The 14,727-nt window shown below is 68.5% G+C and carries 14 protein-coding genes; 3 read left to right on the forward strand and 11 right to left on the reverse strand.

Annotation, left to right across the window (positions count from 1 at the left end; all coding sequences use genetic code 11):
• Positions 1-35 precede the first annotated feature (35 nt).
• The 3 genes from groL to ACTHQS_RS03670 form a co-directional block, all read right to left on the reverse strand.
• Positions 36-1,646: a chaperonin GroEL gene (gene groL / locus ACTHQS_RS03660; RefSeq protein WP_255172786.1), complete on the reverse strand. Its 1,611-nt coding sequence runs from the start codon at positions 1,644-1,646 to the stop codon at positions 36-38.
• 78 nt (positions 1,647-1,724) lie between these two features.
• The gene (gene groES, locus ACTHQS_RS03665) at positions 1,725-2,018 is read right to left on the reverse strand and encodes a co-chaperone GroES (protein ID WP_003805290.1); all 294 of its coding nucleotides are present in this window, start codon (positions 2,016-2,018) and stop codon (positions 1,725-1,727) included.
• A 292-nt stretch (positions 2,019-2,310) separates the two neighbouring features.
• Positions 2,311-2,691 carry a hypothetical protein gene (locus ACTHQS_RS03670; protein WP_440166180.1) on the reverse strand — a complete coding sequence of 127 codons (381 nt, stop codon included), beginning with the start codon at positions 2,689-2,691 and terminating at the stop codon, positions 2,311-2,313.
• A 54-nt stretch (positions 2,692-2,745) separates the two neighbouring features.
• Between ACTHQS_RS03670 and ACTHQS_RS03675 the strand changes: the two genes are divergently transcribed.
• Positions 2,746-3,984 carry a THUMP-like domain-containing protein gene (locus ACTHQS_RS03675; RefSeq protein ID WP_440166181.1) on the forward strand — a complete coding sequence of 413 codons (1,239 nt, stop codon included), beginning with the start codon at positions 2,746-2,748 and terminating at the stop codon, positions 3,982-3,984.
• Between the two features lie 6 nt (positions 3,985-3,990).
• On the opposite strand, the gene ACTHQS_RS03680 is transcribed toward ACTHQS_RS03675, so the two are convergent.
• Together ACTHQS_RS03680 and ACTHQS_RS03685 are read right to left on the reverse strand one after the other, a co-directional pair.
• Complete coding sequence (locus ACTHQS_RS03680) at positions 3,991-4,809, reverse strand: shikimate 5-dehydrogenase (RefSeq protein WP_440166183.1); 819 nt, start codon at positions 4,807-4,809, stop codon at positions 3,991-3,993.
• Between the two features lie 45 nt (positions 4,810-4,854).
• Entirely contained in the window at positions 4,855-6,303 is a 1,449-nt protein-coding gene (locus tag ACTHQS_RS03685) for a glycoside hydrolase family 3 N-terminal domain-containing protein (RefSeq protein WP_440166656.1), read from the reverse strand.
• A 374-nt stretch (positions 6,304-6,677) separates the two neighbouring features.
• On the opposite strand from ACTHQS_RS03685, the gene ACTHQS_RS03690 reads away from it, so the two are divergent.
• On the forward strand, positions 6,678-7,829 hold the full coding sequence (locus ACTHQS_RS03690) for a glutamate--cysteine ligase (protein ID WP_440166185.1): 1,152 nt from the start codon (positions 6,678-6,680) through the stop codon (positions 7,827-7,829).
• Between the two features lie 106 nt (positions 7,830-7,935).
• On the opposite strand, the gene tsaD is transcribed toward ACTHQS_RS03690, so the two are convergent.
• Genes tsaD through ACTHQS_RS03720 form a run of 6 tightly spaced genes read right to left on the reverse strand, consistent with a single transcriptional unit; the run spans position 7,936 to position 13,174 of the window.
• Positions 7,936-9,027, reverse strand: a complete 1,092-nt coding sequence (gene tsaD, locus ACTHQS_RS03695) for a tRNA (adenosine(37)-N6)-threonylcarbamoyltransferase complex transferase subunit TsaD (protein WP_440166187.1) — start codon at positions 9,025-9,027, stop codon at positions 7,936-7,938.
• Positions 9,024-9,494, reverse strand: a complete 471-nt coding sequence (gene rimI, locus ACTHQS_RS03700; RefSeq protein ID WP_440166658.1) for a ribosomal protein S18-alanine N-acetyltransferase — start codon at positions 9,492-9,494, stop codon at positions 9,024-9,026. Before rimI ends, tsaD begins: the two co-directional genes overlap by 4 nt.
• Positions 9,495-9,538: 44 nt before the next feature.
• Complete coding sequence (gene tsaB / locus ACTHQS_RS03705; protein ID WP_440166189.1) at positions 9,539-10,210, reverse strand: tRNA (adenosine(37)-N6)-threonylcarbamoyltransferase complex dimerization subunit type 1 TsaB; 672 nt, start codon at positions 10,208-10,210, stop codon at positions 9,539-9,541.
• Positions 10,204-10,791: a tRNA (adenosine(37)-N6)-threonylcarbamoyltransferase complex ATPase subunit type 1 TsaE gene (gene tsaE, locus ACTHQS_RS03710; protein WP_440166191.1), complete on the reverse strand. Its 588-nt coding sequence runs from the start codon at positions 10,789-10,791 to the stop codon at positions 10,204-10,206. The genes tsaB and tsaE overlap by 7 nt, the downstream gene beginning before the upstream one ends.
• On the reverse strand, positions 10,788-12,026 hold the full coding sequence (gene alr, locus ACTHQS_RS03715; protein WP_440166193.1) for an alanine racemase: 1,239 nt from the start codon (positions 12,024-12,026) through the stop codon (positions 10,788-10,790). Before alr ends, tsaE begins: the two co-directional genes overlap by 4 nt.
• Positions 12,027-12,082: 56 nt before the next feature.
• On the reverse strand, positions 12,083-13,174 hold the full coding sequence (locus tag ACTHQS_RS03720) for a carbohydrate kinase family protein (protein WP_440166195.1): 1,092 nt from the start codon (positions 13,172-13,174) through the stop codon (positions 12,083-12,085).
• A 90-nt stretch (positions 13,175-13,264) separates the two neighbouring features.
• Here ACTHQS_RS03720 and ACTHQS_RS03725 point away from each other — a divergent pair, with 90 nt between their 5' ends.
• Positions 13,265-14,677: a family 4 glycosyl hydrolase gene (locus ACTHQS_RS03725; RefSeq protein ID WP_440166197.1), complete on the forward strand. Its 1,413-nt coding sequence runs from the start codon at positions 13,265-13,267 to the stop codon at positions 14,675-14,677.
• The last annotated feature ends 50 nt before the right edge of the window (positions 14,678-14,727 follow it).

Here is a 14,727-nt window from a genome sequence, read left to right on the forward strand (position 1 = left end):
CAGCCTTTTCAGCGGCAAGCCGCCAGGGCGCAGCGTTAGTGGCTGTGGCCTGCGTGCTCGTCCTCTTCGGCCGGCTTCTCCACGACCAGGGTCTCGGTGGTGAGAACCAGGGCGGCGATGGAAGCCGCGTTGCGGAGGGCTGCACGGGTGACCTTGACGGGGTCGATGACGCCCGCGCCGATCAGGTCCTCGTACTCGCCGGACTTGGCGTTAAACCCGTTGTTGGTCTCGAGGTCTGCAACCTTGGAGGTGACGACGTAGCCGTCGAAACCAGCGTTCTGGGCGATCCAGCGCAGCGGCTGCACCAGTGCGCGGCGGACGATGCCCACAGCTGCGGCGGCGTCGCCTTCGAGTGCCTTGACGGATGCGTCCTCATCGAGTGCCTTGAGGGCGTGGATCAGGGCGGAGCCGCCGCCGGCAACGATGCCTTCTTCGAGGGCAGCGCGGGTGGAGGATACGGCGTCCTCGATGCGGTGCTTCTTTTCCTTCAGCTCAACCTCGGTGGCAGCGCCAACCTTGATCACGCCGATGCCGCCGGCCAACTTGGCCAGGCGCTCCTGGAGCTTTTCACGGTCCCAGTCGGAATCGGTGCGGGTCAGCTCGGCGCGCAGCTGGGCAACGCGTGCAGCTACGTCCTCGGCCGAACCGGCGCCGTCAACAATGGTGGTGTTGTCCTTGGTGACGGTGATGCGGCGGGCGGTACCCAGCACCTCCAGGCCCACGGAGTCCAGGCTGAGGCCCAGTTCCGGGGAGACAACCTGCGCACCGGTGAGGGTGGCGATGTCCTGCAGCATGGCCTTGCGGCGGTCGCCGAAGCCGGGAGCCTTGACGGCTACAACGTTCAGGGTGCCGCGGATGCGGTTGACGATCAGCGTGGACAGGGCCTCGCCCTCAACGTCCTCGGCGATGATGAACAGCGGCTTGGAGCTCTGCAGTGCCTTCTCGAGCAGCGGCAGGAATTCCTGGATCGAGGAGATCTTGCCCTGGTTGATCAGGATGAGCGCGTCCTCGAGGACTGCTTCCTGGCGCTCCGCGTCGGTGACGAAGTACGGGGACAGGTAGCCCTTGTCGAACTGCATGCCCTCGGTGAGGACCAGTTCGGTCTGGGTGGTGGAGGACTCTTCGATGGTGATGACGCCATCCTTGCCAACCTTGCCGAAGGCCTCGGCGAGCAGCTCGCCGATTTCGTCGCTCTGCGCCGAAATCGCGGCAACGTTGGCCACCTGGGTACCCTCGACCGGGCGGGCGTTTTCCAGCAGGCGGGCAGCCACGGCCTCAACCGCAACCTCGATGCCACGCTTGATCTGGCCGGGGGCAGCGCCGGCTGCAACGTTGCGCAGGCCTTCCTTGACCAGGGCCTGTGCCAGGACCGTGGCGGTGGTGGTGCCGTCGCCGGCAACGTCGTTGGTCTTGGTGGCTACTTCCTTGGCCAGCTGGGCGCCAAGGTTCTCGTAGGGATCGTCCAGCTCGACCTCGCGGGCGATGGTGACGCCGTCGTTCGTGATGGTGGGGGCACCCCACTTCTTGTCCAGGACGACGTTGCGGCCGCGGGGGCCGAGCGTCACCTTGACGGTGTTCGCGAGCTTATCGATGCCGGCCTCAAGGGACCGGCGGGCAGCGTCGTTAAACGCAAGCTGCTTTGCCATGGTTTTGTCCTTTCAAAGACAGAACCCCGCACCGCCGGCCAGCGTGAGCATGGCCGGCAGCACGGGGATCCGGAAGAGTTACTTGACGACGATTGCCAGGACGTCGCGGGCGGACAGCACGAGGTACTCGGTGCCGCCGGTCTTGACTTCGGTTCCGCCGTACTTGGAGTAGATGACGACGTCGCCAACGGCTACGTCAACGGGAACGCGGTTGCCATCTTCGAAGCGGCCGGGGCCTACGGCGACAACTTCGCCTTCCTGCGGCTTCTCCTGTGCGGAGTCCGGGATGACCAGGCCGGAAGCCGTGGTCTGCTCGGCTTCGAGCGGGCGGACAACAATACGATCCTCAAGAGGCTTAATAGAGACCGACACTCGGACCTCTCCTTTTCGTCAGCAAATTCGTGGACTGGAAAGCTTTCCGCCATAGCTGGCAAACCGTCGTCGCGGTGCCGGCAGCAGCCTGGCTGGCAGCTCTTCATGTATTAGCACCCTCCTAGGGAGAGTGCTAATGAAGACTCTATGTGCGGGTTAGCACTCGGTCAAGGTGAGTGCCAACGTTTCGTCATGGGCGTACGCCGTTTCGGGCTGGACGACGGCGCGCGGCCGGGCAAGCAGGGCCCCTGGCAGCCGGGCGGAAGAAGCACCGCCCCTGGCAGCCCAGTCGCTAACGGCCCAGGTCGTCGAAGTCCACGTCCTCGCCGCCGTCGGCGTCGCTGCCGCCCTGCCTCCGGCCCCGGTAGAGAACCCAGCCGGACACGGCTGCGGCGAGCAGCGCAGCAACGAGGAAGACAATGCTTCCCGCCCGCGCGCCGTCGTACAGCCCGCGGATGTCCCTGGACTCCTGGGTGTTGTCCTGGATGTCGTTGCCGCCCACCGAATAAACGGTGGCGTTGAACGTGTCCAGCAGGAAGATGATGACCAGCAGTGCGATGCAGACCACGGCCACCACCGCGGCGCCGATCAGGACGGGACGGGCGAACCTGGCCGGACCGCGGTCCCTCGATTCGTGGTCATCGGGCTCGCGGGGGGCTGCGCTCTCATCCATGGATTCAACACTATCCGCATCCCGGCGACGCGCTGCTCCACTAGGCTGGAACCCATGGCTCACGCTCCCCAGGACCAAATAGCACAGGACCAGATCGCACCGCTGTTGACCCCGGAAGGCTGGGATCTGCTGGCATCCCTGGGCCCCTACCGGGACGAAGACTCCTTCGAGCTCAACTCCGCGCTCCGGAAGGCCGGACATCCCGCAACGCTGGTGTCCGCCGTCCTGACCCAATCGCGGCTGCGCACCAAAGCGCAGGCCAAATTCGGCGAGTTCGCCCGCCAGATGCTGTTTACCCAGGCCGGCCTGGAACAGGCCACGCGCCTGAACGTCGCCGCGCACCACGCCCAGCGGTTCGCCGCTGCCGGGATCAGCCACGTGGCAGACCTGGGCTGCGGCCTCGGCGCGGATTCCCTTGCCATGGCCTCCCTCGACATCAATGTCACCGCCGTCGAAATGGACGAAACCACCGCCGCCTGCGCCACGGTGAACCTGATCCCGTTCCCCAACGCCACCGTGGTCCACGCTGACGCAGCTTCCGTTCCGCTGGACGGGGTGGACGGGGTCTGGCTGGATCCTGCCCGGCGGGTCACCTCCACCTCCGGCACCAAGCGGATCTGGGATCCCGAGGCGTTTTCGCCGCCGTTGTCCTTCGTGGAATCGCTCGCGGCGGCGGGCAAGGCAGTGGGCGTGAAAATGGGCCCGGGCATGCCGCATGAGTCCGTGCCCGCGGATTGCGAGGCCCAGTGGGTGTCGGTGGCCGGGGACGTCACAGAGGTGACCCTGTGGTTCAACGCCGTGCGGCGGCCGGGGGTTCGCCGCGCTGCCTTGGTCCTGGGACCACAGGCCCCCGCGGAGCTGACCAGCACCGAGGACTTCGGCGCCGGCCCATCCGCGCCGGTGGGACCCGTGGAGGGGTACCTGTACGAACCCGACGGCGCCGTGATCCGTGCCGGGCTGGTGGCGGACGTGGCGCTGCAGCTCGGCGGCCATCTGGTGGATGAACACATTGCCTACATCTGCGCTCCGGACCTCCTGGACACCCCGTTCGCCAGGGCCTACAAGGTCCTGCAGGTCATGCCCTACAACGTCAAGGCGCTCAAGGCATGGGTGAAGCAGGAGGGCATCACCGTGCTGGACATCAAGAAGCGCGGCACTGCAGTCACTCCGGAAGAGCTGCGGAAGCAGCTGCTGCCCGGCGGAAAGAATGCCAGGAAGGGCGGCAAAACGGCCACCCTGGTCCTGACCCGCATCGGCGAGGACCGGGTGGCCATCGTGGTGGAACCCGTCTAGCAGTACCTACTGGGCGCGCATGAACTCCTCGGCCGCCCGCACCTGGTCCGCGGTGGGCCGGACCCCCGTGTACAAAACAAACTGCTCGAGGGCCTGGATGGTGGCCACCTCGGCCCCGGTGATCACCGGTTTGCCCCCAGCACGGGCAGCGCGGATCAGCGGCGTCTCGGCGGGCAGCGCCACCACATCGAACACCAGGCGGGCCGCGTCGATGGCCCCGGCAGGAAAAGACAGGCTGTCAGCTTCCGCACCTCCCGCCATGCCGATGGGGGTGACGTTGATGATCAGGTCAGCCGGCCCGCCGTCGAGCGCCGCACGCCACTGGAACCCATACTGGTCCGCGAGCGCGCGCCCTGCGGCCTCGTTCCGGGCGATGACCGTAACGTTCTTGAAGCCGGCATCCCGGAGGGCGGCCACCGTGGCCTTGGCCATGCCGCCGGCGCCCTGGACCAGCACCGAATAGCCGGTGGGCACGTTGTTGGACGCCAGGAGCTGTTCGATGGCCGTGTAGTCGGTGTTGTAGGCCTTGAGGTGGCCGTCGGTGTTCACGATGGTGTTTACGGAGTCGATGGCCTTGGCGGACGGGTCCATCTCGTCCACCAGCGCGATAACGTCTTCTTTGTACGGCATGGAGATGGCACAGCCACGGATGCCCAGCCCGCGCACGCCTGCGATGGCCTGTTCCAGGTTGGTGGGCGCGAACGCCTTGTAGATCCAGTTCAGGTCCAGCTGCCCGTAAAGGTGGTTGTGGAACCGGGTCCCGTTGTTGCTGGGACGGGCCGAGAGCGAGATGCAGAGGGTCATGTCTTTATTCAGAATGGGCACCAGACTATTAAACCCGCGTTCCAGCCGGCGTGGGCGCCCGGGGAATCAGGGGCAGCCGGTTCCCGCCGGAAAAGGGCCGACGGCGGCGGGCAGCTTCCCCGGGGCAGGCGCCTTTCCTGCCAGCACGGCGGCCAGTGCGTCGAAGGCGGCGTCTGTACGGCCGTACAGTGCCACTTTCACCGGCGCGCCGGAGCCCTGGAGCAGCCAGGGAGCGTCGAGGGCAACAGCAATGTCCCCGCCCCCGGGCTTTCCGCCGAACCCAATGAGGTTGACCAGCGGCCCTGATCCCACCACGAGCCCGGCACGGGCTGCGGCGGCTTCGAACCGCTCCCGGTCCCCCGGTCCCCCGCCGGCCACGCGCACCGACCCGGGCACCAGCGGCCCGCTGCAGGGGCCGGCCACAACCGTAACGGCCGACGCCGAGACCTGGGCCGACAGGGCCGTGCCGCTTCCTGCCGGCGCACCTGCGCCGGCTGTTCCGGCTGGCGGGGTGGTCCGGGCATGCCAGACCATCATGGTGGCCACGCGCTGCGCTGCCTCATCCAGGCGTGCTGCGGGAAGGGTGCCGGCGGCCAGGGCCTGGACGATGGCGGCGTGTGCCTGCTCCACATCGGCAGGCATCAGCAGCAGGTCGGCGCCTGCGGCCAGCGCCTTCACCGCGGCGGCGCCGGCCGGGTACTGCTTGTCCACGGCGCCCATGTTGAGGGCGTCCGTCACGGCAACGCCTTTGAAGCCCAGGCCCCTGAGCGCTGCGTAGCTCGGGGCGGAGAGCGACGCCGGGACACCGGGTTCCAGCGCGGGCACGGCAATGTGCCCGGTCATGACGACCGGGAGGCCCGCAGCGACGGCAGCCTCGAAGGGTTTCCAGTCCCGGCCCCGGAGCACGTCGATGCCTGCCGGCTGGACGGGGAGGCTGAGGTGGGAATCCGCCGTCACCGAGCCGTGCCCGGGAAAGTGCTTGACAGTGGGGAGAATGCCGGCGTCCAGCATGCCCTGGGAGAAGGCGGTCCCCTGGACGGCCGCGGCGGCGGGGTCTGCAGACATGGAGCGCGCGCCGATGGTGGGGTCCGCTGGGCCGATGGTCACGTCCGTGTCCGGCGCGAAGTCGAGGTCGAAGCCCAGTGGCACCAGCTCACCCGCCAAGCTCTTGCCTGCCTTGCGCGTCAGGTCGGGGTTGCCGGCGGCACCGTAGCTCATGGGGGTGGGCCACTCTGTAAGCGGCGGCCCCAGGCGCGCCACGGCGCCGCCCTCCTGGTCCACGCTCATGATTCCTGGCCAGTGCCTGCCGTCGGCGGCCACGGCCTGCTGCAGCCGCTGGTTCACGGCGCCCATGGCGGCCACGTCCACCTTCCCCTGCGGGTCGCGTGGGACGTTGTCGCCCATGATGATGGACCCGGCCAGGTGCAGGCGCTGGATGAGCGCGGCGTGGGCTTCCACCTGGTTGCCCTTGAAGAACGGGAGCAGGACCTGCCCGGCCTTCTGCTCCGGCGACATCGCCGCCACGGCCGCTGCGGCGGCGTCCTGGTCGCGCTGCTCCGGTCCCCACCCCAAAGGCCGGGACCCCGGGTCAGGTGACGGGGTAGCCGGAGGAGGTGCCGGCGTCGTACGTGCTGATGCGGACGGGGACGCCCCGGTGGGCGTCGTGGAGGACGATGGCGGGGCGGCACTTGGCGACGCAGAACAGGAGGCCAGGGCCAGGACAGACAGGGCCAGGAGGAGGGGGAAGGATTTGGCAGGACTGTGACGCAGGGGGAACGGTGCCATCAATACGATGCTACCCCTGCACTAGACTTGAACCACCCGTTCGCCTGCCGGCACCAGCCTGTGAGCGGCATCAGCCAGCGGCAAACCGGACAGTAAGGAAACGTGTGAAGATCGACTTCGCGTCATCGAGGCAATCCACCCTCGGTGTTGAGTGGGAGCTTGCACTGGTGGACGGGAAGACGGGCGAGCTCGCTTCCGTGGCCAACCAGGTGCTCCGCGGCGTGGCATCCCGCCACCCGGAACTCAACGAAGACGACGAACATCCGCACATCAAGCAGGAACTGCTGCTGAACACGGTTGAGCTGGTCACCGGGATCTGCGAAACGGCAGCCGAGGCCAAGGAGGACCTCAGCAGGTCCGTCGCTGCCGTCCGGGAGATCACCGACCCCATGGGCGTGGAACTGTTCTGCGCCGGCAGCCACCCGTTCAGCCCGCCGCAGCTGCAGCCGGTGACGGACAAGGCCCGTTACGCAAAGCTCATCGACCGGACCCAGTGGTGGGGCCGGCAAATGGTCATTTACGGCGTCCATGTCCATGTGGGCCTGGACCGCCGGGAGAAAGCCCTGCCGGTCCTGGACGGCCTGGTCAACTACTTCCCGCACTTCCAGGCGCTCTCCGCGTCCAGCCCGTTCTGGGGCGGCGAGGATACCGGGTACGCCTCGCAGCGGGCCCTGATGTTCCAGCAGCTTCCCACGGCGGGGCTGCCCTTCCAGTTCACGTCCTGGGAAGAGTACGAGTCCTACGTGCAGGACATGTTCACCACGGGCGTCATCGACACGATCTCGGAAATCCGGTGGGACATCCGGCCCGTGCCCGCCCTGGGCACCATCGAGATGCGCATCTGCGACGGGCTGGCCACCCTGGAGGAAGTGGGTGCCATCGCGGCCCTCACCCAATGCCTGGTGGATGAGTTCTCCACCACCTTGGACAACGGCGGCACCATCCCCACCATGCCCCCGTGGCATGTGCAGGAGAACAAGTGGCGTGCTGCCCGGTACGGCCTGGACGCCATCATCATCCTGGACGCCGCGGGCAAGGAGCAGCTGGTCACGGACCACCTGCTGGAGACCCTGAACCGGATTGAGCCCGTGGCGGCCAATCTTCGCTGCTCCGACGAGCTGGCAGACGTCGAGAAGATCATCCGCCGCGGTGCCGGGTACCAGCGCCAGCGCCGCGTCGCTGAGGAAAACGGCGGAAACCTGCAGGCCGTGGTGCTGGACCTGGTCAAGCAGATGCGCAACGGCCCCACCGCCTGAGGTGCCCCGTGCCGAAAGGGGGCACATCCACGCGGACACGCCGCCCGCCGTCGTAATTTACGACGGCGATGCCCGCAAGTGAGACGGCTCGCCGGGCTGCCGGCCGTCAGGCCGGGAGCGACACCGAGGTGACGGGCAGTGAGGAGTCCGGGGCGAAGCCAATCCCGCTTGGCTCCGCACCGGCCATCACCAGCTGGGCGCCGAGGGCGGCCACCATGGCACCATTGTCGGTGCACAGGTCCAGCGGCGGAACGTGCAGCCGGATGCCGGCCGAGGCGCAGCGCTGACCCGTCAGTTCACGCAGGCGGGAGTTTGCCGCCACGCCGCCGCCCAGCAGGACATCCTTGATGCCGTGCTCGCGGCAGGCCAGGACCGCCTTGGACGAGATCACGTCCACCACAGCTTCCTGGAAGGCTGCGGCGATATCGGCCACCGGGATCTCTTCCCCACGGGCCTCGAACTGCTCCACGCACCGGGCCACCGCCGTCTTCAGCCCGCTGAAGGACCAGTCGTACCGGTGCGGGCCGGGTTCGTCGGCCGTGCCCATGTATTTGGGCTGGCTGAGGCCGCGAGGGAAGCGGATCGCCTTGGGGTTGCCGGTGCGGGCCATCCTGTCGATGGCCGGTCCGCCCGGGTAGCCGAGCCCCAGGATACGGGCCACCTTGTCGTAGGCCTCGCCCGCGGCGTCATCGATGGTGGAGCCCAGCAGTTCCACGTCGCTGGTGATGCTGTTGATCCGGAGAATCTCTGTGTGGCCGCCGGAGACCAGCAGGGCGCCCAGGTTCTCCGGCAGTTCCCGCCTGCGGCTGGTGGCGCGGTCGTCCAGGAGCCCCACACCCACATGGGCCACCAGGTGGTTGATGGCGTACAGCGGTTTTCCGGTGGCGACGGCGAGCGCCTTGGCAGCACACACCCCCACCATCAGCGCGCCGGCCAGTCCGGGCCCGGAGGTGACGGCGATGGCATCCACCTCGTCCAGGGTCACGCCGGCGTCCGCCAGTGCCTGTTCAAGGGTGGGGACGAACGCATCGAGGTGGGCGCGGGAAGCGATCTCGGGAATGACCCCGCCGAAGCGGACGTGCGCGTCCATGGAGGACGAGACGGTGTTGGTCAGGAGGGTGGTGCCGCGGACGAGACCGACGCCGGTTTCGTCGCAGGATGATTCAATCCCCAGCACCAGGGGCTGCGTACGGTTCATGCCTGGCCTGCTTCCGTTGCTTCGTGTCCTTCGGGGTGTGGCGCGGGCAGCTGGAGCCGCATGATCAGGGCGTCCACGCCGTCCCGGTAGTAGCGGGGACGGATGTGAATCTGTTCGAAGCCAAACCGGACGTAGAGCTGTTGCGCCCGCGGGTTGTCGGCGCGGACCTCGAGCAGGACGTCGGCGGCGCCGCGGCGCCGGGCCTCGTCGATCAGCTGGGTGAGGAGCCTGCTGCCGATGCCGCGGCCCTCGTAGTGGGGGACGACGGCGATGGTCTGGACGTCAGCGATGGGCTCGATGCACATCAGGCCGGCGTAGCCCACGATGCCATCGCGGGTCTCCGCCACCAGGTAGCGGCGGGTCTCCGGCTGGGAGAGCTCGTCCAGGAACATCTGCACGGGCCAAGCATCAATGGGGAAGAGCTGGTGTTCCAGTGCGCCGACGGCCGGCACATCGTCCAGTGTCATGTCGCGAACGGTGACGTCCGCCGCGTGTGGGCCCGGGGTGCTGCTCACAATGCCCGCTTCCGTGGTCCGGGGACCTGGGCGTCGGATTCGCGCAGGTACAGGGGGGTGGAGTCCAGCAGGGTGTTTCCGGATGCCAGCCGTGCCAGGGCGAACTGGCCAAGGTACAGGGCGTCCGGCTGCTCCCCGGCGAAATCCGGGTGGGTCTGGAGCACGCCGGCGTAGAGTCCCGCACCGGCGCCGAACGCAGGCAGGCCGGGGAGGTCTGAGGCGAACGTGACGTGGGGGCCGTCCTCCAGCACGGGCAGCTGACCATCCGCCAAGCTGTAGCGGGCCCAGTAGACCTCCTTGCGGCGGGCGTCCGTCACCACCAGGAATTCGGAGACGGCGGCGGTGGACTCGGCAACTTCCAGGGCCATCGCGTCCAGGCTGACTACCCCGTGCAGCGGCTTGCCCCACACGAATGCCAGGGTGCGGGCGGTGGCGATGCCGGAGCGCAGCCCGGTGAACGGGCCGGGACCAACGCCCACCACCAGGGCATCGATGTCCTGCCCTGTCACCCCCGCCGACGACAGCATGGAGTGGATCCCCGGGGCGAGCACCTCCGCGTGGCTGCGGGTGTCCTCGGTGGCGAAGCTGGCCAGCACGCTTTCCGGGGCATCATCGGTGACCAGCGCTGCGCTGGCGACGGCAGAGGTGTCGATAGCGAGGATCAGCACGCCGCTCCCCCGTCCGGGCCCGCGAGTTCGGGAACGGTTGTCCACCGGGGCCCGTAGCCGCGCATCACGATGGAGCGGGGCTCGTCGGTGTCTTCGCCATCGAAGTCCAGGCTCCCGGAGGTGCCCGTCGGGGTGCCGGACAGGCCGATTGCACGGTGCAGGTCGATTTCCAGCCGGCTGTCGCTCAGGTGCTCCACGCGCTCGTGGCCCCACTCCACCACCGTCACCGACGAATCCATGGTGTTTTCGAGGTCGATGTCGTCAATCTCCGCCGCCGAGCCCAGCCGGTAGGCGTCCACGTGCACCAGGTCCGGGCCGCCCGGACGCGGACCGTCCGGCAGGTTGGGATGGATCCGGACCAGGACGAACGTGGGCGAGATGATGCCCGGGCGGACGCCCAGGCCCTCGCCCAGCCCCTGGGTGAAGGTGGTTTTCCCGGCACCCAGCTCGCCGGACAGCACCAGCAGGTCCCCGGCCTGCAGCACCTCCGCCACGCGTGCGCCGATAGCGTGGGTCTGCTCCGCCGTCGTCGCGCTGAAGGTTTTTTCCCAGTTGGCGGGCAGTTCTTCGGGCGCGCTCATGCGGCTCCCGCCTTCCGGGGCACGCCCACCAGGCCCTGGCTGGTGTCCGCCGGCTCGTCTTCGTTGATGAAGCAGCGGGGAACGCGGGGGCTGATCCTGGTCACGACCTCGTAGTTGATGGTCCCGGCGGCGTGTGCCCAGTCGTCAGCTGTGGGTCCGCCATCGGCCCCGTTACCGAACAGCTCCGCCTCTGCCCCCTGCAGCGCCGCGCCGGATGCCTCCGGACCCAGGTCGATGACCATCTGGTCCATGGCGATCCGCCCCACCACGGGATAGGTCTTCCCGGCAACGCGGACGGGACCGCCGGTGGCAACGCGGGGGACGCCGTCGGCATAGCCGAGCGGAATGAGCGCCAGCGTGCTCGCTTCCCTGGTCCGGTAGTGCAGCCCGTAGGAGACGCCCTGGCCCTCGGGGACCTCCTTGCACTGCGACACCAGCGTGCGCAGCGTCATCGCGGGGCGGAGGCCCAGCTCTGCGGATGTCTGCCCCTCGAACGGGGAAAGCCCGTAGATACCCAGGCCCACGCGGACCATGTCAAAGTGGGTGTCCGGGCGGGAAAGGGTGGCAGGGGTGTTGGCAAGGTGCCGGACCTCAGGATCCACGCCCGCGTCCTCGGCGATAGCCAGGGCCTCCCGGAAAGCGGCCACCTGCTGGTCCGTTTCGGGCCGCTCCGGCTCGTCCGCCACGGCCAGGTGCGAGAAGATGCCCACCACGCGCAGCAGTCCCTGGTCCTGGTACTCCACGGCCTCCCCCACCAGGCGGTCCCAGGCTTCGGGAGTGGCGCCGTTGCGGCCCAGCCCGGTGTCCACCTTGAGGTGTATCCGTGCGGGGCGTTCCTGTTCGCGGGCCGCAGCCACGATGCGTTCCAGTTCCCAGCCCGAGCAGCCGATATCGACGCCGGCAGCCACGGCGGCGCCGAAGTTGCTGTCGGTGGTGTGGAGCCAGGCGAGGAGGGGTGCATCGATGCCGGCGGCGCGGAGCGAGAGGGCTTCGGAAATGTGCGCCACGCCGAGCCAGGACGCGCCGGCCTGCAGGGCGGCACGGGCCACGGGAACGGCGCCGTGTCCGTACGCGTCGGCCTTGACCACGGCCATGACTTTCGCGGGGGAAGCAGCGGCGGCAAGCCGGCGGACGTTGTGCCGGATCGCCTCCAGGTCGATCACGGCGGACCGCTCATGGCGGGGGTCCGGCCCGGGGGCAGCGCTGAATTCACCGGTTGTTGCGGGGTAGGTCACCTAATTGATTCTAGTGCGGGCACTTCGCGCCGAATAATCGGGGCACCGGGTGTTCCTCACGCGTCGGACAGGTGCGCGATGGTGGCTGCCGCCCGGCGCTGGGCGGCCAGCGGCACGTCCTCGATGATGTCAGCGAGGAACCCGAAGCGCCGCAGCCACTGGCTCATCTGCCGTTCCGGGCGGGCGTTGGCGCGCTTCCACCAGTCGGCGATGTCCCCCCAGCCAGGGGCCGCCAAAGAGCCGCCAACCTCCTGCACGGCCAGGGACGCGCACAGGTTGGCGAACCGCAGCCTGTCCCCCAGCGGCCAGCCGGCCAGGGTACCCACGATGAACGCCGCGTCGAAGCAGTCACCGGCTCCCGTGGGGTCATGTGCCTTCACCGGAAGCGACGGCACCCACTCTTCCTCCCCTGTTTCCGAGTCCACTGCCATGGCCCCCTGCGCCCCGAGGGTCACCACGGCCACCGGCACGCGGTCCGCCAATGCGTAAAGGGCACTCCACGGATTGTCCTTGCCGGTAAACGCCATGGCCTCTCGCTGGTTGGGCAGGAAGGCGTAGAAGTACTGCAGGTTTTCGAGCCGCACCGGCGCCCACTCCCCGCTGGGATCCCACCCCACGTCCCCGAACAGTTTGACGCCGGCAGCGTGCGCAGCCCGGGCCCATGGTTCCATCTCCAGGCCCACCTCTGTGATGCCGGCGAGCGTCCTGGGCGGATTTCCGATCAGCTCGGAGTTGGTCACCGGCGCTGCATGCCCATGGGTGACCATTGAGCGGTCCTGGTCCACGCAGAGGGACACGGTCACCGGAGAGTGCCAGCCCGGGACGCGGCGGGAGAGGCTGAGGTCCACATGTTCCTGGCCGGAGAGGATCTTCCAGTTGAAGTCACCGTAGCCGTCGTCCCCGAAAGCTGCGGCCAGCCCGGTGCGCAGCCCCAGCCTGGCGGCGGCAATGGCCTGGTTGGCTACCCCGCCGGGGCAGCTGCCCATGCCGTCGCTCCAGATTTCAGTGCCGGGTTCGGGCCCGTGCGGCAGGCCGGTGAAGATGATGTCCTGGAAAACGGTGCCGGCCAGCAGGAGATCGAATCCAGGTTCCACCGGAGATCGGACGGCGGACAGCGGATCGAAGGGGCGGGCTGGCATCGCGTCCATAGTGCGCACGATACGCCGCGGGACAGGACTCCGGTAGGGGCGTTGGAATTGTATAGACAAGCTGTCGGCGGCTGGTCCTAGACTGCATGCATGCGGCTTCTGATTGCCGGCGGCGGGGGTTTCCGGGTGCCGCTCATATACCGGGCATTGGTGTCCGGCCGCTTCTCCGGGCTGGTCAGCGAACTGGTTCTGCACGACGTCGATCCCGCCCGCCTTGATGCCGTCACCGCCGTGCTGCGCAGTATGCCTGCCGGCGCGGGAGCGCACCTTCCGGTGCACGCCACCTCAGATCTCTCCGCAGCCCTGTCCGGCGCCTCCATGGTCTTCGCCGCCATCCGGCCCGGAGGCACCGCGGGCCGGGTTGCGGATGAGAAGGTGGCGCAGGACCTCGGGCTGCTGGGACAGGAAACCACCGGGGCCGGCGGAATTTCATACGCTTTGCGGACCATTCCGCACATGCTGCACCTTGCCCGGCTGATGCGCGAATGCTGCCCGGACGCGTGGCTGATCAACTTCACCAATCCGGCCGGGATGGTCACCGAGGCATTGCTTCCCGTCCTGGGAGACCGGGTCATCGGGATCTGCGATTCCGCGGGCGGGCTGGTGCAGCGGGCAGCGCGTGCTGCGGGCGTGCCCTTGCCGGAGGGAAGGCTCGACGGCGTGGGCTACTACGGGCTGAACCACCTGGGCTGGGTGTACCGGCTGGAGTCCGGCGGACGGGACGCGCTGCCCGGCCTTTTGGCGGACGCCGGCGCCCTGCAGTCATTCGAGGAGGGCAGGCTCTTCCCGCAGCCATTCCTGGCCACGCTGGGCCTGCTGCCCAATGAGTACCTCTATTACTACTACCAGCGCGACGCCGCCCGCCGGGCGATGCGGGCCATGGCACAGACGCGGGGGGAAACCATCCACAGCCAGCAGCAGGAGCTGTATCCACGGCTGGCCGCCGCCGGCCGCGAAGCATACCGGCTGTGGGAGGAGGCCCGGTTGTCGAGGGAGGAGGGGTACCTGGCCGAGGCCCGGGGCGAGGGCGAGCGCCGGAACGAGGAGGACCTGGCCGGGGGTGGCTACGAACGGGTGGCGCTGGCCGCCATGCAGGCCCTGGCCGGCAGCGGCGGTACCCAACTGATCCTCAACACCCGGAACGCGCTGCCGGTGCCGCCGGCACCCGGGCCAACCGACGTTGCCCCTGCCCCTCTCCAACCCGCCATTCCCGGCCTGCCGGCGGACGCCGTCGTCGAGGTCCCCTGCACCGTCACCCAAACCGGCGCCGTGGCACTGCCCCAGCAGGCGCCGTCGGAACCGCAGTTGGGGCTGCTCCGGCGGGTCAAGGAGGTGGAGCGGTTCGTTGTCCTGGCCGCGGCCACCGGCAACCGTGACGCCGCCGTCCAAGCCTTCGCCCGGCACCCGCTCGTGGATTCGGCGGACCTGGCCGCGAAGCTGATGGCCGGTTATGAGCAGGCGTTCCCGGCTTTAGGGAAGATGTGGGAGGGCGGTGAGCGTTAGCGGAAGGAGTAGTGTTTTATCGAATGCGCACTGAGCCGGCTCCCCTGACA

Origin of the sequence: Arthrobacter sp. SAFR-044 (assembly GCF_051965175.1) — a bacterium.
GTDB lineage: Bacteria > Actinomycetota > Actinomycetes > Actinomycetales > Micrococcaceae > Arthrobacter.